This window comes from Nocardia sp. NPDC055321, assembly GCF_053645575.1.
In genome coordinates this window covers 117,974-136,454 of the sequence record NZ_JBSHMS010000004.1, presented here as the reverse complement: position 1 = coordinate 136,454, position 18,481 = coordinate 117,974, and the positions used below count along the sequence as shown (strand labels likewise).

Here is an 18,481-nt window from a genome sequence, read left to right as displayed (position 1 = left end):
CGTCGCACGGGCCCTCAGTTGTCGGGAACGAGCACCCCGAGCACCCAGTTCACCAGCGTGATGATGATGGCGCCCAGCACCGCCGCCCAGAACCCGCTGACCGTGATGCCGTAGCTGATGGTGTTGGTGATCGCCGCGGTCAGCCACAGCATGAGCGCGTTGATCACCAGCAGGAACAGCCCGAGGGTCAGGATCACGAAGGGCAGGGACAGCAGACTGACGAGCGGTTTCACCAGGGTGTTCACCAGCGCGAAGACGATGGTGACCGCCAGGATGGCGAGCAGCTTGCTCTGCGTGGTGTCCTCGGGACTCTTGATGTCGATGCCGTCGACCCATTCGGCCGCGAGCCAGATGGCGACACCGTTGATGAGCAGACGTAGCAGGAGCGTCATGCCCCGATCGTAGGGGCGAACCGCGCGCCGCGGTGGTCATACCTCACCGGTTCATGATCACCTGTGACAATCACGCGGCCCGATCGAGATGGGCGGCCACGTCCGCGCGCAGCGGCTCGAGGTCCGCGCCCAGCAGGTCCCGGGTCGCCGGGTTCGGGGCGCGCAGGATCGCGAGCAGGATGTGCCCGGCCTCGATGCGATCGTCCTTGCGGGCCACCGCCTCGCGCAGCGCGAGTTCGAGAATCTTCTTGGCCTCGCGGGTGAACGGGATGTGCCCGAAGCCCCTGCCGCGGAACAGACCGCGACGCGGTTCGTCGGCGGGCACCGCGCGTTCCAGGGCATCCGCGCCGAAGGTCTCGGCCAGGCTGTCGCGCACCGCGTCCAGGTCGATGCCGATCGAGCGCAGCGCCTCGGCGTCCTGTTCGCCCAGCGGTTCGCCGGCCCGGGTGCGGGTCAGCGCCGCGCGCACGGAGTCGGCGGTGTGCCCGTGCGCGGCGAGCAGTTCGTGCAGTCCGGCATCGGGTGCGGCGAGCAGGCCGAGGAACAGGTGCTGGACGTCGATGACCGGCGACCGCAGCTCCCGGGCGTCCTCCTGCGCCCCGACCACCGTGAATTTGGCTGCCCTGGCGAATTTTTCGAACATCAGCGGAGACCGCCTTTCCGGTTGTACTTCTGGTGGACCGCCTGCCGGCTGACCTCGAGCGCGTCCGCGATGGCCTGCCAGGACCAGCCCTGCGTGCGGGCGTTGGCTACCTGGATGGACTCGAGGCGTTCGAGCAGTCGGCGCAAAGCCAGCACCGCGCGCAACCCCACCTGGGGGTCCGGGCTGCCGGCCGCGGCCGCCAGAGTCGTCGCTTCACTCATGTATGTCAATTTAAATTGACATCCGGGCGGTGTCAACAAAAATTGACAATCCTGGGAAAAAGCGACGTCAGCGCCGTGTCACGAACACGGCTCGAAGGGCGCATAGTCGCAGACGTGCCCGTCGTCCCAGTCCCACACCTCGTCCGACTCCACCGGCACCCCCGCCTGCGAGCGCAACAGCCACCCGCGCGGCTCCTTCTCCCATATATCGCCGTCCCGATCGCGATACCGCCCGTAGGCCACGGGCTCGCGCGCACCCGGCAGGGCATCGCGATCCGAGACACCCGTCCGATTGCGATCCCCCGTGATGCTCACCCGCCGTTCGGCCACCACCGGCCGTGTCCACGAGGGCGCCGGAACCCACGGCCCGACCGTGACGCCGGTGCTCGCGACCGACCGCGGATACTGACCCAACTCGACTCCCGATGCGTTGTTGTTTCACACTGTTGAACCAGAACGGGCGGCAAGATCAGTAAGGGCACGTGGGCGATGACTGTGGTTCCAACCTTCGGCGAGTACATCCGCCGGCTGCGCACCAGAGCCAATCGCACCCGTCCGCAACTCGCCTGGCTCGCCAACCTGTCGGTCCCCTATCTGACCAAGATCGAGGGCGGCGCCACTCCCTCCCGTCGCGTCATCGAATCCCTCGCCACCGCACTCGAACTCGCCCCGGCGGAGTTCGAATACGCGCTCACCCTGGCCGAGGAGCCACTGCCGCGCACCGAGCCCGATCACCCCGGCCCGGTCGATCTCGAATATCTGGAACTGCTCAACCCCAAGATCGCCGCCTTCATCTCCGGCGCCATGGACATTCTGGCCGTCAACGCCGCGCACGCGGAGGCTTTCCCCGAGCTCGATCCCGGCTGCAACTATCTGGAATGGATACTGCTCAATCCGGTGTCGCGGACCGTGCTGGTGGATTGGGACGGCGAGGCGCAGCGGGCGGTGAGCTCGTTCCGGATGCTGCTGGCCCGGTGCGGACACGACGATAGGACGCGGGCGATCCTCGAACGCTGCATGGCGAGCCCGGAATTCGCGACGCTGTGGCACAACGACGCGGTCGCCGGCGAGCGGCGCGATCGGACCAAGCTGGTGCGGGATCCGCAGACCCTGGCCATCACCGAATTGCGGATGAACATGTGGCGGACGTCCACGAGCCTGCAGTCGTGGATGCTCGTGCTCGGTTCGGGGGTCGATCAGCCCACCGCGGTCACTCGTCCAGTAGTCCGCGAAAGGCCCCGGACGTCAAGGCCCATTAACGCCCTCGGAGACAGTGAAACAACAGCTCCTCACCTGCGGAGTACGTCGGCCGCAGGCGAATCACCGCTAACCCAGTGAATTCAGCAACTCGATAGCAAACCAATCGAGGGGTGATCAACCCTTCTGAACCGACCGCCGTGCCGTGGGAAAACTAGCCGGACCAAGAACCGGTGGCCATGAATTCGGCCAGGACCGCGGTGGGCTCCACCAGACTCAGCCCCTGACCGGCAACCCAGTCGTCGTTGAAATAGGTTCCGGCATACCGGTCTCCGCCGTCACAGAGCAGGGTGACCACACTGCCCGACCGACCGGCGGCGATCATGTCGGCAATCAGGGCGAATGCCCCCCACAGGTTGGTGCCCGTCGAACCGCCGACCCGGCGGCCGAGCACCTGGCTCGCGTGCCTGGCCGCGGCGATCGAACCGGCGTCCGGGACCTCGATCATGGTGTCCACGACCTGACCGACGAACGAGGGCTCCACCCGCGGCCGGCCGATGCCCTCGATACGCGACGGCATACCGGTCTGATAGCCCGAGTCCGCGGTCTCGTAACCGCCGTAGAAGGCCGAGTTCTCCGGATCAACCACGGCCAGCCGGGTCGCGTGGCGCCGGTACCGGATATAGCGGCCGATGGTGGCGCTGGTGCCGCCGGTGCCCGCCCCGACCACGATCCAGTCCGGCACCGGGTGCGCCTCCAGCGCCAGCTGATGGAAGATCGACTCGGCGATGTTGTTGTTGCCTCGCCAGTCCGTCGCGCGCTCGGCGTGCGTGAACTGATCCATGTAGTGACCGTTGGTTTCGCGCGCCAGCCGGGCCGCCTCGGCATAGATGTCGGGCGACTTCGCGACCAGGTGGCAGCGCCCGCCCTGCGCCTCGATGAGCGCGATCTTCTCCGGCGAGGTGGACGCGGGCATGACGGCGACGAACTGCAGACCCAGCAACTTCGCGAAGTAGGCCTCGCTGATGGCGGTCGACCCGGAGGATGCTTCCACCACGGTGGTGCCCTCGGTGATCCAGCCGTTGCAGATGGCGTAGAGGAACAGCGAGCGCGCGAGGCGATGCTTGAGACTGCCCGTGATGTGGGTGGATTCGTCCTTGAGATACAGCTGCACCCGCCAGGCCGCGGGCAGCGGATAGCGCAGCAGATGCGTATCGGCGCTGCGCTGGGCGTCGGCGTCGATCAGCCGGACGGCGTTGTCGACCCACTCGCGCGGTGCGTAGCGATCGACGCGCTTCATCGGCCGGCCGTCACTTCTCGTCTCCGCGCAGGCGGGTCATGAGCTGGTCACGGTCGCTGCGGCGCTTGGCGTCCACGGCGGCGATGTCCTGATTCACGCGGGTGCGCAGGGTCTTGAACAGCACCATCGACAGCGGCAGGGCGATGAGCACCGCGAACAGCGCCGCGACGATGAGGGGCACCTCGACGTTCACCAGGGCCGCGGCGCCGAGGATGAGCGCCACGAGCGCGACGACCAGGCCGAGCCGGGCCACCGTGTACAGGGCCAGATCGCGGGCCAGTTTGCGGCCCGCACCTTCGGATGGGGTTGCCTCACTCACGAGCCTCAGCCTAGGTGACGACCAATCGGACATATGCGGTGGCCCGCGACCGGCGGCCCGCGCCCGAATTCGCTGGATATTCGCTACTCGCGAGTCAAACGTGACCGCGAACACAGTACGGATATCCGTTTTGTCTATTACTTCCCCTTTACCAAAACGAGACTGTTCGAACACACAGGGGGTGCGGTGCAACGATGTCGCTACTGATGAGGGATCTGACAAAACGGAAAGGTTTGCGAATGACTGCGTTCACCGCGGCGAGCCGCGTAATGGGTTCCGTCAACAGCCAGGAAAGCCTGCTCACCCCCGGCCAGGTGGCGGCCCTGTTCCATGTCGATCCGAAGACCGTTACGCGGTGGGCTCACGCGGGGCGGCTCGGCTCACTCCGGACTCCGGGCGGTCACCGCCGGTTCCGCGAATCCGAAGTTCTGCAACTTCTCAGGTCCCTCACCACCGAGGCGACGCGCGTCTAACCCCTATTTGAAAGTTCCGCGGTGCCGCGGGTACGGACACTGGATTACCCTCGTTGGCAGGAGGTGAACGACGTGACGTACCTGTTGGCACTCATCGCGTTGGTGACCATCGCGATGCTGTGCTGGAAAGCTTTCGGCCCGCAGCGACCGGCCCGCACCGGCCCGGCATCCACCACCCGCAAACGCGTGCTCGGCCCGGATGACGATCCGGAGTTCCTGTGGCGGCTCTCGCGCCAGCACCGGGACGGCGAACCCGGTTCTCCCGATAGCTGACCCCTTCGCCGGGCGACCCGTCCGCTCCATCTGGGCGATCGTCTAGCAAACCGAATGCCCCGTTTACTTCAAGCGCTCGCCGCCCGCGGGATTTCCGCGATCGGCAGGCGCCACGGGTAGCAGACAGCTCCCCGTGCGACCGGATTCGGCCGCACGGGGAGCTGTCGTTTCGCCGTATTCAGGCCTGGACGGCGGCGCGGTCGTGCCGGCGGACGAAGTCCATGATTCGCGCGCCCACCACACCCGGTATCTCCATCAGCACACCGTGGCCGCGGCCCGGATAGATCTCGACCTCCGCGTCCGGCATGTTCGCCTCGATGCGCGTGCGCGCCGCGGCCGGGTCCGCGACGATCGTCGCGCCGCCGAAGATGATCAAGGCGGGCGTCGTGATCGACCGCAGTTCAACGTCTTTCAGCAGCCGGGCCCATCCGATCGCCATGGGGAACCCTAGCGCCAGCTTCACCAGCCGCCATTGCGCCGGGGAGAGGGTGACGCCGGGCGAGAGCCACTCGGACATCCTGCGCAGGTTCTCGTCGGACTTGCCGCGCAGGCCGAACCACAGCATGGTCAGCAGCACCCTGATCCTGGGTTTCGTGAAGACCCCGCCCGGCTCGACGAGGGTCACGCTCGCCAGTCGATCCGGCAGGTGCAGGGCCGCCAGCGCGGCGTGCCACGCGCCGTGCGAGTACCCGACCAGGTGCACGCGATCCAGCCCGAGTGCGTCCAGCACCTCGGCCAGCCAGTCGGTGATGCCGGTGTCGCCCGGCACCGGCGCGGTCTGCACGGTCCGGCCCGCGGTGCCGATGGTGTCGGGCGCGTGGATCACCCGGTCGGCGGCGAATTCCTCGGCCACCACGCTCCAGGCGAGACCGTTGGCGCCGACCGGGTGCAGCAGGACGAAGGGAATCGCGGCGCCGGAACCGGACAGGCGCACGTGCGTGCGACCGAAGGAGGTCTCGACGCCCCGGGTGGTCGCGGGCAGCGGCCATTCGGCCTCCAGCTCGTCGTAGGCCGCCAGGAACGCGCGCCGCGTGTCCTCGTCCTTGAACCGCCCGATCTTGGCCATGGGCACCCCTTCGAATCTCCGTTGATGATATCAACGTACCACTTAAGTGATATGGGCGTACCATGACGGATCTGTCCATCGCCGATCCGGGGAAGAGGTACCGCTCCATGCCGCGTCTAGCCGATCACGATCAGCGGCGAGCCCAGATCACCACGGCCGCACGCACTGTCATCGCCCGCGGTGGCCTCACGGCGGCCACGTTCCAGAACGTCGCGGCCGAGGCCGGGATCTCGGTCCGCCTCGTGCAGTACTACTTCGGAACCAAACAGGACGTCCTGACCGCCACCCACCTGTCGGTCGTGGTCGCCGCGGGCGAACGCTTCGCCCGCAACGTCGCGACCCTCGGCGAGTCCGCCCCGCCCCGCGAGATTCTGACCGCCGTCTTCACCGAGCTCCTCCCCCTGGACGAGGTCCGCCGCGAGGAGGCGATCATCCTGATCGCTTTCCACACCGCCGCCCTCACGACCGACGAGGTGCAGCCCAAGGACACCGCCGGCCCCGGCCTCTGGCTGATCAACGCGGTGGCCGAACAGCTCCGCCGCGCCCGCCCCGACGCCGACTCCCCCACCGCCACACAGCAACTCGACCTCGACGCACAGCTCCTGGTGGCCGCGGTGGGCGGCATGACCCAGGGCATGCTGACCATCCCCCAGTCCGCGGCGGCCGCGCCGGAGCTCATCGACCATCTGCTCGACCGGTTCCTGAACCCCCTGCAGCTCAATGGAACTCGGCAGTGATCAGTTTCCGCGCGGGACCCTGGTCACGGGCAGCCCCGATACCGCTACCGCGGTCTCGGCAACAGCATCGATGGACGTGTCGATCAGGCCATCGAGCAGGACCAGCGGCGACAGGTACGCCTTGGTGTTCACGCTGACGAGCAGGGCTTCCCAGCGCGGAAGTTGGCGCAGATACTCCTGATTGTCGCGCAGGATGAAGGTCAGCACCTGGCGTGTGTCCCGGGCGGAAGCACGCAGCGGCAAGACTCTGAGCTCCGTAACGGCGTCCCAGCCGAGCCGCAGTCCTTGGTCGGGAGAGGTGAAACCGTCCGCGTCGATCACGAACGCGTGGCGGCCCAGCGACCAGTACAACCAGTAGGCCGCATAGGCGAGAACCGGGATGGCGAGGACCACCCCGATCCCGATCAACCACGCATTCGACAGCATCGCTCCCCCGACCAGGAACGAGGCGACGATCAGCAGCAACGGAGCCAGCATCCGCAGCACGCCCAGCACTGGGACTCTGATTTCGAGCCGCTCGGCCCCGCCCGCCGCCACCGCCGCCCGCGGCGCGCCACTGACATTCACCAGTCGCACCAATGCGATTCGGCGACGCGCCTCCACAAAGATGTAGCCGAATGACAGCACAGCGAACACCCCGGCGAGCACCGCCGGCGACATATCGGCCCGCGCCTGCAGCAGCCCCAGCGCCACGCCGATTGCCCCTGCGAACGGCAGCACCACCAGCACCCGCCGAAAACTGGAGCGCCCCAACGCCTGCTCCGCGTGCTCCCGCGCGATCCGGTCGATCTCGGGATCGGCCGCAGGCTCTCCCCTCAGCAACGCCTTGCGAACGTCGGCGTGCAGGTCTTTCCAGTTGTTCATGCTCTCCCTCGATCAGCCGCGCGACTCTCCCTCACGCAGCGGACCGAACCTTAACCGACCACTCGGTTTTCTGCGGAGGTCGCGGACGGCGGGTCAGGGGACGACGGTGAAGAAGAGCCAGGAGTCGTCGATCAGGCAGTCGAAGGGGTGGTCGGCGCGCAGGGGTGCGCCGGACGTGCGGTGGATGAAGCCGGTCTGGTAGCCCATGGGGCGTTCCTGACGGAACACGCAGGCGTCGGTGGTCCGGTCCACGCTGGTGAAGACGTACGTCCCCACGCGGGTGCGGTCTTCGGTCTCCACACAGGCGATCGCCGCGCGTTCCATGGCGGGGCCGGAGAAGATCCAGCCGACGCGGCCGGGGACGTGGAACCCGAGCAGGACGGCCGACACGGCGACGATCGCCGGGAGCAGCAGGGTCAAGCGTCCGGTGCCGGATGCGAACCTGCCGGCGACCGCGTAGATCAGCCAGGGGACGAGCAGGATCGCGAGCAGGGCGAGGGCCGGCGGGTAGAGCTCGACGTCGTCGAAGCTGATCACGTGCTGCCACAGCACCCACAGGCACACGCAGCCCGCCGCCGCGGTCACGACCGCCATGCCGGTCCGCCAGGCTCTCGAAACCTGTACCGGCGGAGTCTGATTCACGGTCATGAGTACGGATCCTGCCCGAACCGGACCGGGGTGTGAGCGCCGCTCGCCGATTCGTCCACAACCCTCCACACGCTCTCCACAGCCGGGGCGGAGGCCGGCCGATCGTGACGTTGAACTCACGGGGGCGGGCGGAAAGTGGGCGCGGGCGGGGGCACGTATACGGTGTGCCATCGAGAGGTCGCTCACACGCGGGCGGGATCTCCCGTTGAAACACAGTAAGGGACATGATGATCAAGCTTTTCTCCGCCGCCGCGCTGACCGCGACCGCCGCCACCGTGCTGCTGCTGCCGGCCGCCCCCGCGCAGGCCCGCTCCCTCACCTGCGACCGCGCGATCGAGTTCATCAACGCCGCCATCGACGCCAGCGGCGGGACCTACGACGACGCGACCGCCCTGGCCCTCGCCGACCGTCTCCGCACCGTGGCCCTGGTCTCCGGCGGCGAGGAGCAGGCCGCGATCTACGCCTACGCCGACGCCCTCGTCGACGACAACATCACCGACCTGACCCCCTTCACCGACGAACTCAACCGCACCTGCGCCTGAGTCCGGCCGCTCGAAGCCGCTGCCCGATCTCGCGAGAGACCCCGGTCAGCGGCTTTTTCGCGTCCCGGGCCTCGATGACCACGGCCGGGATGTCACCTGTGCGGCGTACCCTCGCCCGCATGTGCCGCAATATCAAAACCCTGCACAACTTCGAGCCGCCGGCCACTTCGGACGAGGTACAGGCCGCGGCGGTGCAGTACGTCCGCAAGATCAGTGGGTCGACCAAGCCGTCGCACGCCAATCAGGAGGCGTTCGACCTGGCCGTCGCCGAGGTGGCCGCGGCCACCGACAAACTCCTGGCGAGCCTGACCACCCATGCCCCGCCCAAGGACCGCGAGGTCGAGGCGGCCAAGGCCAAGGCCCGCTCGGAGCTACGCTTCGCCCGCTGACCGGCGTGGTTCAGTTCAGGCCGGCGTACGAGTGCAGGCCGCTGACCACGATGTTGATGATGAACAGGTTGAACAGCATCGCGACGAAACCGGCGATGTTGATCCAGGCCGCTTTCGTGTCACGCCAGCCGCTGGTCGCGCGGGCGTGCAGGTACGCCGCGTAGAGCACCCACGCGATGAAGGACACGGTCTCCTTCGGATCCCAGCCCCAGAACCGGCCCCAGGCGGCCTCGGCCCAGATCGCGCCCAGGATCACACCGGCGCCGAAGATCGGGAAGCCGATGATGGTCGTGCGGTAGGCCAGGCGGTCCAGGGACTCCGCGTCCGGGAGGCGGCGGGCCAGGGCGCCCCAGATGCTCGACGACTCCGAGCCCGCGGGCTGGCGCAGGCGGTACAGGAACAGCACGCTGGCCACACCGGAGACCAGGAAGACACCCGAGCCGATCGACACGACGGTCACGTGCACCGGCAGCCAGTACGACTTCAGCGCCGGGACGACAGGCGCCGCGTCCGCGTGCAGCACCGTGCCCGCGAGGAACATCAGGATCAGCACCGGGGTCAGCAGGAACGCCCACATGCCCCGGTAGCGCTCGTCGCGCAGGAGCACCAGGCCGATGAGAACCGCTGCGGCACAGGACATGCTGGTGAACTCGTACATGTTGCCGAGCGGGAAGCGGTGGGTCGCGAAGCCGCGCAACACGATCGAGAGCACGTGCAGCGCGACCGCGACGAACAGCACCGAGAAGCCCATGGACCCCAGGCGTTCGGCGAACGGCCGCTTCGGGGTCTCGATGACGCGGCCCGGCGTGGCCGACTCCGAGTCCACCCCGCCACCGCCGGCGGTGACCAGCTGCCGCGGCGGCGCGGTCCGGGCGACCGCGAACTGCCACACCAGCATGATCCAGACCAGCGCGTACACCACGATGGCCGATTTGAAGGCGAGATCGCTGTAGGAGGCGATGGTCTCGTCGATCGGCATTACTTGTCTCCCGTGCTCTCGGTCAGCAGCCGCTCACGCAGTCGGTCGAATTCGCCACCCCAGCCGGCCTGGTCGGTGCGGGCCAATCCACCCATTTCTACTACGGTACGTCGTTTTGCCTCGGGGTCACTCGCGGGGTACACCCGCAGCCAGATGCGGCGCCGCTTGACCAGCAGCGAGACCAGCAGTCCGGCCATCATGGTGAGCGCGGAGATCAGCACCCACTGCTGCGCCGGATCGTGCGAGACCTGCAGGTTCACGAATTCCTGCGCGCCGTCGAAGGTCACCTTGGTGCCGTCGGCCAGCGTCACCGACTCGCCCGCGAAGAGATTCGCGCGCTGCTCCTTGGTGAGCCGCCCCTGCTTGATCATCTCCGGATCGAGCGCGAACAGCGACTGCGCCCGCCCGGTGTCCAGCCCGGTGTCGCCGACGTAGATGTCCACGGCGACCGCCGGATCCTGCATGGACGGGAACGCCGAGGTCAGCAGCGACCCGTGCAGCATCGCGGTCGGCGCGAACAGGCCCTGGATCGCGATCTGGTGCTTACGCCGTTCGGTCTCGTTCGGGTACATGCCGCCCGGCGGATCGATGCGCAGCACACCGGAGGACAGGAACGTGGTGGCGTCGTCCGGCCGCCACTGAATGGTCTCGGTGCGGGTCTGGCCGTTGGGGAAGGTCACCGTGAAGGTCGGCGCGAAACCGTGTCCCTGCAGGTAGATCCGGTCCCCGCCGACGCGCAGCGGGTGATTCACCTGAATCGTGGTGTCCCGCCAGGTGTTCGAATCCAGGTCGGCCCCGGACTGGTACGCGATGTCGGAGGTGAACATCTCGGCCTGCCCGTTCGGCAGGTAGTCGGCCTTGAAGTTCTTGACCCGCACGCACAGCGGCGTCAGCCCGGTGCCGTCCACGACGTTGCCCGCGCGGAAGGAGTCGAAGACCGCCGGCGAGGTGGTGCAGAAGCCCGGGCCGTCGTTGGCGATGACCACCACGTTGCCCTCGTAGCCGAGCAGTTTGCCCAGCGCGATGGACGCGAGCAGCCCGACCAGCGCCAGGTGGAAGACCAGGTTGCCGGCCTCGCGGGTGTAGCCCTTCTCCGCCGAGAGCGTGATCTCGCCCGCGCGCGATCCCGGCGTCACCACGGTCCGCCAGCCGCGCAACTGCTCGCGCGCCTGCGCGATCACCGCGTCGGCATCGGAATCCGCTCCCCCCGCATAGTGATGCGGCAGCCGCGACAGGTTGCGCGGCGCTTTGACCGGCGGCGTCCGCAGCGCCCGGTAGTGGTCGAACACCCGCGGCAGGATGCAGCCCACCAGCGACACGAACAGCAGCACGTAGACGGCCGTGAACCAGAAGCTGGAGAACACGTCGAACAGCTGGAAGCGATCCATCCACGGGCCCAGCGTCGGCCGGTCCGCGATGTACTGCTCGGTCTTCTGCTGATTCAGGCTGCGCTGCGGCAGCAGCGCGCCCGGTATGGCGGCCAGCGCCAGCAGGAACAGCAGCATGAGCGCGGTGCGCATGCTCGTGAGCCCGCGCCAGGTGTTGCGCGCGATCGCGAGAACGCGGCGCGGCACGGACTGACGCGGCGGGCGAGCGGGGGCGGGGGATTCGATGGTCGTTGTCATGTCAGATCGGCAGGGTCACATTCGAGACGAAGGCGTCCCGGACCCAGGAGACGAATTGACCCCAGGCCCCGGTCACCAGGGCGATACCGACGGCGACCAGGAGCAGGCCGCCGATCACCTGAATGGTGCGGGAATTGCGGCGCAGCCAGCCGACGCCGCGCAGCGCGGTCGCCGAACCGAAGGCCAGAATGATGAAGGGCAGGCCGAGCCCGAGGCAGTAGGCCACGGTCAGGGCGACGCCGCGGGCGGCGGTGCTGCCCTCGGTGCCCGCGGAGACGGAGATGACCCCGGACAGGGTGGGGCCCAGGCACGGCGTCCAGCCGAGCGCGAACACGCCGCCGAGCAGCGGCGCGCCGACCAGGCCGCTGATCCGGCGCGGTTCCATGCGGGTGTCGCGCTGCAGCGCGGGGATCATGCCGATGAAGGCCAGGCCCATGATGATGGTGACGACGCCGCCGATGCGTTGCAGCAGTTCGTTGTTCACGTTCAGCATCTGGATGGCGCCGAACACCGAGGCCGAGGCGAGAACGAACACCACGGTGAAGCCGGCGACGAACAGCCCGGCCGCGCCCGCGACGCGCAGGCGGCCGCGGGAGCGTTCGACGGTCGCCGTGCGCTGGGCCGCATCGCGTTTCGCGGATTCGACGGTCACCGGCGGGGTTTCCGCGCCGACGACCCCGGCCAGGTAGGACAGGTAGCCCGGGACCAGCGGCACCACGCACGGGGAGGCGAAGGACACCAGCCCGGCCAGCACGCACGCGCCGAGCGCGAGCAGCAGCGGGCCGCTCGCCGCGGTCTCCTGGAACGAATCGCCCACGCTCGCCAGCACACTCACCGAGTTCACGACTTCGGCTCCCGCGCGATCTCCTCGACCACCGGCTGCAGGTCCTCCTGCAGCAGCGATCGCAGGAACACCGCCGCCACCCGATGCTCGCGGTCGAGCACGATGGTGGTGGGGATGACGCTGGTGGGGAACTTGCCGCCGAGCGCGAGCAGGGTGCGCATGGACGGGTCGTAGATGGAGGGGTAGCCGACCTTGTTGTCGGTGACGAAGTCCTGTGCCTTGTCCTGCTGGTTGTCGCGGACGTTGATGCCGAGGAAGGCCACGCCCTGGTCCCGGGTGGCCTCGTAGACCCGTTCCAGCGCGGGCGCTTCGGCCCGGCAGGGGCCGCACCACTGGCCCCACAGGTTGATCACGACGACCTGGCCCGGGAAGTCGCTCACCGACACGGTTTTGCCGTCGGTCATCAGATCCGGGCCGGACAGCGTGCCGATGGTGCCGCGTGAGCTCGGCGGGTCGTAGCGGATGTCGGTCTTGCCGCCGGGTGAGACGAAGTCGAAGGTGCCGCCCTGCGCCACCGCGTCCTTGCCGGCTGTCGAGCATCCGGCCAGCGCCGCCCCCAGGGTGACGCTCGCCAGCAGGATCGACACCGTGCGCCGGAGTGCTCCGGGCCGGGACGCGATGGTGCGGGTCATGCTCCCGTCGCCTTGGGATCCGAGGCCCCCGCCGGTTCGGAATAGACGATGTCGATCAGCGTATCGCCCTGGTAGACCAGGGAAGTCAGCGATGCGAGCGAGCACTGCCGGTTGCGCGGGTCGTGCCACAGCCGCTGGCCCTGCAGGAAACGGCGCAGCGTCCACACGGGCAGCTGGTGCGAGACCAGCACGGCCTCGCGCCCGGCCGCCTCGACCCGAGCCTTGTTGGCCGCGGCCAGCATGCGGTGCGCGATCTGCAGGTACGGCTCGCCCCAGGACGGGGTGAAGGGGTCGCGCATCTTCCACCAGTGCCGGGGCTTGCGCAGCGCGCCGTCGCCGATGGAGACCCGCAGGCCCTCGAAGGTGTTGCCCGCCTCGATGAGGTTGTCGTCGGTGCGGATGGTCAGCCCGTGCTGGGTGGCGATGGGTTCCGCGGTCTCCTGCGCGCGCTGCAGCGGCGAGGCCACGACCAGCGCGATGTCGTGCGGGGCCAGGGTGCGGGCGACGGTCTGCGCCTGCGCGCGCCCGGTCGTGGAGAGCTGGAAGCCCGGGAGCCGGCCGTACAGGATGCCCTTGGGGTTGTGCACCTCACCGTGCCGCATGACGTGGACGATGGTCTCGACGTCGTCGGCCACCGATCCGGGCAGGATGAGCCCGCTGGTCGAGGGGGCGGCGGGTGCGACCGTGTTCGCTTCGGGGGCGTCGTCTTCGGTCGCGATGTCGGCGGGCTCCCCCGCCCCGTTCGCGGACTCCGTTGCTGCGATGGGCGATTCGGTCGCGGCGGCGGAGTCGGAATCGGTTGCGGCGGTGACGGATTCGTCGGATTCTTCGGACCGGTCGGTGGTCGCTTCGGGTCCGGCAGCGGAAGTCTCGGACCCGGCAGCGGCGTCGCCGGCGGGAGAAGCGTCCGAAGCGACTGCTGCGGAGGGCTTTTCGGGGGCGGGCTCGGTGTCGGGGGCCAGGGCTGCGGCCACCGCGAGCAGCACGTCCACCGGCGGCTGGGCCTGGGACTCGGACGGGGCGACCGCGGCGGCGTCGCCGGTCTCGGCCAGTTCGGTCTCGGTCTGGCGGATGGAGTCGAGCAGGCGGGCGGCCTCGTCGGGCGAGAGCGGCACGGGCGCGGGGGCGGGCAGTCCGGTCTCGGGGTGGGAACTCACGCGGCGGATCCTTCGGGAGTGGCGGCGGCCGCGGCACGCGCGGCGGCGGGGAGGGCGGCGGCGATGCGATCGAAAGCGTCCTCGTCGAGTGCCGCGGAGACGAACCACGCTTCGAACGCGCTCGGGGGCGCGTAGACGCCCGCGTCCAGCAGCGCGTGGAAGAAGGCGGGGAAACGCCAGGTCTCGGCCGCCTTGGCGGCGGCATAGTCGGTGACCGGGGTGTCGGCGAAGAACACGCTCACCATATTGCCCGCGAATTGCACCTGATGCCGGACGCCTTCGGCGGTGAGCGCGCCGGTGAGCAGTCCGCCGAGCCGTTCGGCGTTCTTGTTCAGCGTCGCGTAGACCTCCGCGTCGGCGGTGCGCAGCGTGGCCAGGCCCGCCGCGACCGCGACCGGGTTACCCGAGAGCGTGCCCGCCTGATAGACCGGGCCCAGCGGCGCCAGCTTGTTCATGATCTCGGCGCGGCCGCCGAACGCCGCCGCGGGCAGGCCGCCGGACATGACCTTGCCGAAGGTGTAGAGGTCACCCGCCACGCCCTCGATGCCGTACCAGCCGGCCGCGCTGACCCGGAAGCCGGTCATGACCTCGTCCATGATCAGCAGCGCGCCGTGTTCGGAGGTGAGCGCGCGCAGGCCCGCGTTGAACCCGGGCAGCGGCGCGACCGCGCCCATGTTGCCCGCCGCGGCCTCGGTGATGACGCACGCGATCTGGTCCGGATGCGCGGCGAACGCGGCGGCCACGGCCTCGAGATCGTTGTAGGGCAGCACGATGGTGTCGGCCGCCTGCGCGCCGGTCACGCCGGGCGAGGTGGGCAGGCCCAGGGTCGCGACGCCGGACCCGGCGTCGGCCAGCAGCGCGTCCACGTGACCGTGGTAGCAGCCGCTGAACTTGATGATCTTGGTGCGGCCGGTGAAGCCGCGGGCCAGCCGGACCGCGCTCATGGTGGCCTCGGTGCCGGAGTTGACCAGGCGCACCCGCTCCACGGGATCGACCCGCGCGGCGATGGCCTCGGCCAGTTCGATCTCCGCGGCCGTCGGCGCGCCGAAGGACAGCCCGCCGACCGCGGCGCGCTGCACGGCCTCCACGACCGCCGGGTGCGCGTGCCCGAGGATCATCGGACCCCACGAGCACACCAGGTCGACGTACTCGTTGCCGTCGGCGTCGGTGAGCGTGCACCCGATGGCGGACGCGATGAAACGCGGGGTGCCGCCCACCGAGTGGAAGGCCCGAACCGGTGAATTCACGCCACCCGGAATGACCGCCGCGGCGCGTTCGAAGAGCTGGGCTGACACCGGCACCGACGCCCGGGTCACACGCGGAGAAGAACTCACGGCACCCAGTCTCTCAGCCCCCCGCAACCCCGTCGACGACAGGGTGTAGGAGAGTGCGCCGCCCCACACCCGAACCCGATCCGTCCCCACCCCTCCGCAGCCCCTCCCCACACCCGAACCGATCCGTCCCCGCCCCTCCACGGCCCTCCCCCACCCGCCCCGAGCCGATCACTCGGCCGCGACGACGCCGACACCCGATCGAAGGACATGCCCACCGGAACCACGGCCGGCTCAGCCGCCAATGGGTTCGGCCTGATCACCGCAGCGATCAACCGCACCGAGGCAACTCGCCCGACACGCACCGGCCACCGTCGCGAAAGTCCGCACTGTCGACAACGCGCGTCCATCGCCGAACGCGGACACGCGGCGGTCCGGGTCAACCGCGATCACATACTCATCACCCGCCGGGTCGACGACGTCGCTCATTCGCAGGGCCGGCCGAATCGGTCGCACCGAATCCTCCAACTCCCGCAGGGCTCGCGCGGCTCGTCCACGGTCGGCAACTCCTCGCACCGCCGGCTAGATGAACTCGATCGGCTCACGCCCGAAGGGTGAGCGCGGCACAGGGGTACCGGGTCGATGTGCGCCGTCGGCAGTACCGGCCGGGCCGCTGGGGCCCCGCCGCACGGCAGGGCGGGCGGGCGCGGGCAACACGCGGGGGCGGGAACAGTCGAGTTGAGTCGCTGAGAGGTTGCTGGTGCGTAATCTCGCGGAGCAGGAGCGAACTCGGTCGAGAAGGGCGGAACGGTATGCGGGGCATTGGTTTCGGAGCGGCGATCGTGGCGGCGGCGGCCGGGGGTGCGCTGTGCTGCGGCGCCGGAACGGCCGCGGCCGGGACGCCGATCGCCCAGCCGGAGCAGGGGCGGATCGGCGTGCAGCTGTCGCACGAGGAGACCGTGGGCATGGCGTCAGGGCCGGTCCCGGCGGTGTTCAGCATGGTCGTACCGCTGAGCCGGATGGGCGCGGGCCTGCACCCCGAGACCACGCTCCACAAGGACAAGGACGGTGGCGTGCACGCCTCGCTGCGCCAGGTGGTGACCGAGGCCGCCGACCATCCCGACGGCACCGTCACCATCTACCTGAACGCGCCCGGCACCCGCAACGGCCGCGTGCTGGATGTTTACCAGAACTGGAAGTAGTCGCCGCGGGCGGCGCGGATCAGATCCGGGGCAACCCCAGGCAGAACGCCGCCCAACCAGTGCTGAGCAGGCAGTTCAATTGCACCGGTAGGAGATCCAGGAGAGACGACGCGACGGACCGGATAGCAGGATCCCGCGGGGCCGGGCGCGCGCCGTCGACCGGAACCGGCTCCGACGAGATCGGCTGTGCCCGATCCGCCGTGACCGCCCGAGCCGGGTCGGCGACCGCGTGCACGTCCCGATGCGGCACGGCCACCGGAATGATTCGCGCATCGTTCGCGCGGTCACCGCGCGCAACGGCGGCGAGAGCGACGCCGCCGGGCTCCGCGACAGCGGGTGCGACGGCAGCGGGTGCGACTACGGCGGGCTCGGCGAGTGCGGGTGCGACCACGGCGGGGCCGGCCACCACACCGCCGGCGAGGCCCGCCGCCAGCACGCCCAGGATGACGCGTTGCAGAGAATCCGTACGCTTCATGTGTCCCATGGTCGGGCGATACCACCGGCCCTCACCAGCGAAACAGTAACTTCGCGCGCCCTTCGCGGCGTGTCGGCGAGGCCGGGCCAACGAAAAAATCAGCCCCGGAACCGACGTGCGCGAGCGAACCTCAGCGCGCGAATCGGGTGACCCGGACGACCCGGGCGACCAGATCGATGAACACCAGCCCGGCGACCGTCATGACGACGGCGGCCAGCGCCAGCCACGGCCCGGAGTAGCGCGTCGCCTCGAAACCCGGCGACTCCCCGACCGGCTGGAACCATCCGGTGTGAATGCCGTTGCGCCAGCACCAGATCGCGAGGACCGCGAGGACCGGTGCGAGCACGAACTCGGCGAGCACGGCGAGCCACCGCATCACCTCGCCTCCTTCTCCTCGTCACCCCGATCCGCCGCGGGCTTGTCCAGCGCCACGGCGGTGTCGGTCGCGGCCTCCGCCGCCGAACCCCGATCCGCCGAACCCTCGTCCGCCGCGCCCGGTTCGGGCACGGCCTCGTCCACCGCAACGGTCTTGTCCACCACAGCCGTTGTACCCGAAGTCTGCTCGACCAGCGCGGTCAGCTCGGCCCGCAACACGCGATGATCGCGCGCCCAGGCCTGCACCAGCTGACCGGATCGCAGCTTCAGGCCGATCCCCTTGCGCCGCCGCGGCACCCCGGTCAGTTCGCCCAGGGCACGCGCGGATTCCCAGTCCTCATCATCCCAGGAGTCCTCGTCGATCTCCGGGAGCACCGCCGCGATGTCGGACACAGCGAGGGATTCGGTGCCCTCGCGCAGGGTCTCGGCGGTGAGTTCGACACTGATGTGGCGCTTGCCCGCAATCACCTGCAACCAGACGAATCCCGCCAGCAGCAGGGAGCAGAAGGCCAGCCCGAACCAGTGCAGGTCGCCGCCGCGCACGATCTCCAGAATCAGGATGATCCCGCACAGCACCGGCCCGTAGGCGATGGTGCGATACCGCGCGCCGGGCTCGGAGAACAGCACGGCGGGGGTTTTCTCGCTCATAACGAGAACCTAGCGGGGGCCGCGGACCGCCCGCGCGATAGGTGCACGGTTGCTAGCCGAGCAGACCTGGAATCAACAGCACGGCGAGGGTGAGCAGGCCGAACAGAAAAAGTAGGCCGAATGCCAGCACGTCTCGCCGAAGGCTGTGCGGCTGCTGAATCACCACTCGCATCGTTGCCTCCGCCTCTCCGGAGTCAAACCCGCCATGG

Annotated in this window: 25 protein-coding genes and 1 pseudogene; 7 read left to right on the top strand and 19 right to left on the bottom strand. The window is 69.2% G+C overall.

The genetic code is table 11. The features are described 5' to 3' along the window. Positions 1 to 14: 14 nt before the first annotated feature. From ACWIGI_RS07775 to ACWIGI_RS07760, 4 genes are all read right to left on the bottom strand, one after another. Positions 15 to 392: a phage holin family protein gene (locus ACWIGI_RS07775; RefSeq protein WP_454201578.1), complete on the bottom strand. Its 378-nt coding sequence runs from the start codon at positions 390 to 392 to the stop codon at positions 15 to 17. A gap of 70 nt (positions 393 to 462) precedes the next feature. After that, positions 463 to 1,035 carry a Clp protease N-terminal domain-containing protein gene (locus ACWIGI_RS07770; protein WP_454201577.1) on the bottom strand — a complete coding sequence of 191 codons (573 nt, stop codon included), beginning with the start codon at positions 1,033 to 1,035 and terminating at the stop codon, positions 463 to 465. Next, positions 1,035 to 1,256, bottom strand: a complete 222-nt coding sequence (locus tag ACWIGI_RS07765) for a helix-turn-helix domain-containing protein (protein WP_454201576.1) — start codon at positions 1,254 to 1,256, stop codon at positions 1,035 to 1,037. The genes ACWIGI_RS07770 and ACWIGI_RS07765 overlap by 1 nt, the downstream gene beginning before the upstream one ends. Before the next feature lie 78 nt (positions 1,257 to 1,334). Next, positions 1,335 to 1,670 carry a hypothetical protein gene (locus tag ACWIGI_RS07760; protein WP_454201575.1) on the bottom strand — a complete coding sequence of 112 codons (336 nt, stop codon included), beginning with the start codon at positions 1,668 to 1,670 and terminating at the stop codon, positions 1,335 to 1,337. 75 nt (positions 1,671 to 1,745) lie between these two features. Here ACWIGI_RS07760 and ACWIGI_RS07755 point away from each other — a divergent pair, with 75 nt between their 5' ends. After that, positions 1,746 to 2,594, top strand: coding sequence for an MmyB family transcriptional regulator (locus ACWIGI_RS07755; RefSeq protein ID WP_454201574.1), 849 nt, complete (start codon positions 1,746 to 1,748; stop codon positions 2,592 to 2,594). A 73-nt stretch (positions 2,595 to 2,667) separates the two neighbouring features. Here ACWIGI_RS07755 and ACWIGI_RS07750 read toward each other — a convergent pair whose 3' ends face one another. Then, on the bottom strand, positions 2,668 to 3,753 hold the full coding sequence (locus tag ACWIGI_RS07750; RefSeq protein ID WP_454201573.1) for a PLP-dependent cysteine synthase family protein: 1,086 nt from the start codon (positions 3,751 to 3,753) through the stop codon (positions 2,668 to 2,670). A gap of 10 nt (positions 3,754 to 3,763) precedes the next feature. Next, positions 3,764 to 4,072 (bottom strand): DUF4229 domain-containing protein, encoded by a 309-nt coding sequence (locus tag ACWIGI_RS07745; RefSeq protein ID WP_454201572.1) that lies wholly within the window; start codon positions 4,070 to 4,072, stop codon positions 3,764 to 3,766. Positions 4,073 to 4,311: 239 nt separating this feature from the next. Between ACWIGI_RS07745 and ACWIGI_RS07740 the strand changes: the two genes are divergently transcribed. Both ACWIGI_RS07740 and ACWIGI_RS07735 read left to right on the top strand, forming a co-directional pair. After that, positions 4,312 to 4,545: a BldC family transcriptional regulator gene (locus ACWIGI_RS07740; RefSeq protein ID WP_354991415.1), complete on the top strand. Its 234-nt coding sequence runs from the start codon at positions 4,312 to 4,314 to the stop codon at positions 4,543 to 4,545. Between the two features lie 72 nt (positions 4,546 to 4,617). Beyond that, the gene (locus ACWIGI_RS07735; RefSeq protein WP_454201571.1) at positions 4,618 to 4,818 is read left to right on the top strand and encodes a hypothetical protein; all 201 of its coding nucleotides are present in this window, start codon (positions 4,618 to 4,620) and stop codon (positions 4,816 to 4,818) included. Between the two features lie 178 nt (positions 4,819 to 4,996). On the opposite strand, the gene ACWIGI_RS07730 is transcribed toward ACWIGI_RS07735, so the two are convergent. After that, positions 4,997 to 5,884 carry an alpha/beta fold hydrolase gene (locus tag ACWIGI_RS07730; protein WP_454201570.1) on the bottom strand — a complete coding sequence of 296 codons (888 nt, stop codon included), beginning with the start codon at positions 5,882 to 5,884 and terminating at the stop codon, positions 4,997 to 4,999. Positions 5,885 to 5,946: 62 nt separating this feature from the next. Between ACWIGI_RS07730 and ACWIGI_RS07725 the strand changes: the two genes are divergently transcribed. Further along, entirely contained in the window at positions 5,947 to 6,621 is a 675-nt protein-coding gene (locus tag ACWIGI_RS07725; RefSeq protein ID WP_454201569.1) for a TetR/AcrR family transcriptional regulator, read from the top strand. Here ACWIGI_RS07725 and ACWIGI_RS07720 read toward each other — a convergent pair whose 3' ends face one another. Together ACWIGI_RS07720 and ACWIGI_RS07715 are read right to left on the bottom strand one after the other, a co-directional pair. Further along, a complete protein-coding gene (locus ACWIGI_RS07720; protein WP_454201568.1) occupies positions 6,622 to 7,485 on the bottom strand; it encodes a hypothetical protein in 864 nt (287 codons plus the stop codon). It lies immediately after the preceding gene. A 93-nt stretch (positions 7,486 to 7,578) separates the two neighbouring features. After that, positions 7,579 to 8,133: a hypothetical protein gene (locus ACWIGI_RS07715; protein WP_454201567.1), complete on the bottom strand. Its 555-nt coding sequence runs from the start codon at positions 8,131 to 8,133 to the stop codon at positions 7,579 to 7,581. 224 nt (positions 8,134 to 8,357) lie between these two features. Between ACWIGI_RS07715 and ACWIGI_RS07710 the strand changes: the two genes are divergently transcribed. Together ACWIGI_RS07710 and ACWIGI_RS07705 are read left to right on the top strand one after the other, a co-directional pair. Beyond that, positions 8,358 to 8,675 (top strand): hypothetical protein, encoded by a 318-nt coding sequence (locus tag ACWIGI_RS07710; protein ID WP_454201566.1) that lies wholly within the window; start codon positions 8,358 to 8,360, stop codon positions 8,673 to 8,675. Positions 8,676 to 8,794: 119 nt separating this feature from the next. Further along, positions 8,795 to 9,064 carry a DUF2277 domain-containing protein gene (locus tag ACWIGI_RS07705; protein ID WP_454201565.1) on the top strand — a complete coding sequence of 90 codons (270 nt, stop codon included), beginning with the start codon at positions 8,795 to 8,797 and terminating at the stop codon, positions 9,062 to 9,064. A 10-nt stretch (positions 9,065 to 9,074) separates the two neighbouring features. Here the strand turns inward: ACWIGI_RS07705 and ccsB are convergent, their stop codons facing one another. From ccsB to ACWIGI_RS07670, 7 genes are all read right to left on the bottom strand, one after another. Further along, on the bottom strand, positions 9,075 to 10,043 hold the full coding sequence (gene ccsB, locus ACWIGI_RS07700; protein ID WP_454201564.1) for a c-type cytochrome biogenesis protein CcsB: 969 nt from the start codon (positions 10,041 to 10,043) through the stop codon (positions 9,075 to 9,077). Beyond that, positions 10,043 to 11,668: a cytochrome c biogenesis protein ResB gene (gene resB, locus ACWIGI_RS07695; RefSeq protein WP_454201563.1), complete on the bottom strand. Its 1,626-nt coding sequence runs from the start codon at positions 11,666 to 11,668 to the stop codon at positions 10,043 to 10,045. Before resB ends, ccsB begins: the two co-directional genes overlap by 1 nt. Before the next feature lies 1 nt (position 11,669). Further along, complete coding sequence (locus ACWIGI_RS07690) at positions 11,670 to 12,503, bottom strand: cytochrome c biogenesis CcdA family protein (protein ID WP_454201833.1); 834 nt, start codon at positions 12,501 to 12,503, stop codon at positions 11,670 to 11,672. A gap of 5 nt (positions 12,504 to 12,508) precedes the next feature. Continuing rightward, positions 12,509 to 13,144, bottom strand: a complete 636-nt coding sequence (locus tag ACWIGI_RS07685; protein ID WP_454201562.1) for a TlpA disulfide reductase family protein — start codon at positions 13,142 to 13,144, stop codon at positions 12,509 to 12,511. Further along, positions 13,141 to 13,746 carry a histidine phosphatase family protein gene (locus ACWIGI_RS07680; protein ID WP_454201832.1) on the bottom strand — a complete coding sequence of 202 codons (606 nt, stop codon included), beginning with the start codon at positions 13,744 to 13,746 and terminating at the stop codon, positions 13,141 to 13,143. Before ACWIGI_RS07680 ends, ACWIGI_RS07685 begins: the two co-directional genes overlap by 4 nt. Before the next feature lie 551 nt (positions 13,747 to 14,297). Further along, positions 14,298 to 15,635: a glutamate-1-semialdehyde 2,1-aminomutase gene (hemL, locus tag ACWIGI_RS07675; RefSeq protein ID WP_454201561.1), complete on the bottom strand. Its 1,338-nt coding sequence runs from the start codon at positions 15,633 to 15,635 to the stop codon at positions 14,298 to 14,300. Positions 15,636 to 15,866: 231 nt separating this feature from the next. Beyond that, complete coding sequence (locus ACWIGI_RS07670) at positions 15,867 to 16,061, bottom strand: hypothetical protein (RefSeq protein ID WP_454201560.1); 195 nt, start codon at positions 16,059 to 16,061, stop codon at positions 15,867 to 15,869. Between the two features lie 323 nt (positions 16,062 to 16,384). Here ACWIGI_RS07670 and ACWIGI_RS07665 point away from each other — a divergent pair, with 323 nt between their 5' ends. After that, entirely contained in the window at positions 16,385 to 16,774 is a 390-nt protein-coding gene (locus ACWIGI_RS07665) for a hypothetical protein (RefSeq protein ID WP_454201559.1), read from the top strand. A 19-nt stretch (positions 16,775 to 16,793) separates the two neighbouring features. On the opposite strand, the gene ACWIGI_RS07660 is transcribed toward ACWIGI_RS07665, so the two are convergent. The 3 genes and pseudogenes from ACWIGI_RS07660 to ACWIGI_RS07650 all read right to left on the bottom strand — a co-directional run. Next, positions 16,794 to 17,249: a hypothetical protein gene (locus ACWIGI_RS07660; protein WP_454201558.1), complete on the bottom strand. Its 456-nt coding sequence runs from the start codon at positions 17,247 to 17,249 to the stop codon at positions 16,794 to 16,796. Positions 17,250 to 17,379: 130 nt separating this feature from the next. Continuing rightward, positions 17,380 to 17,625, bottom strand: coding sequence for a hypothetical protein (locus ACWIGI_RS07655; protein ID WP_454201557.1), 246 nt, complete (start codon positions 17,623 to 17,625; stop codon positions 17,380 to 17,382). 170 nt (positions 17,626 to 17,795) lie between these two features. Then, positions 17,796 to 18,272, bottom strand: a pseudogene (locus tag ACWIGI_RS07650) (hypothetical protein); the annotation flags it as partial. Positions 18,273 to 18,481 lie beyond the last annotated feature (209 nt).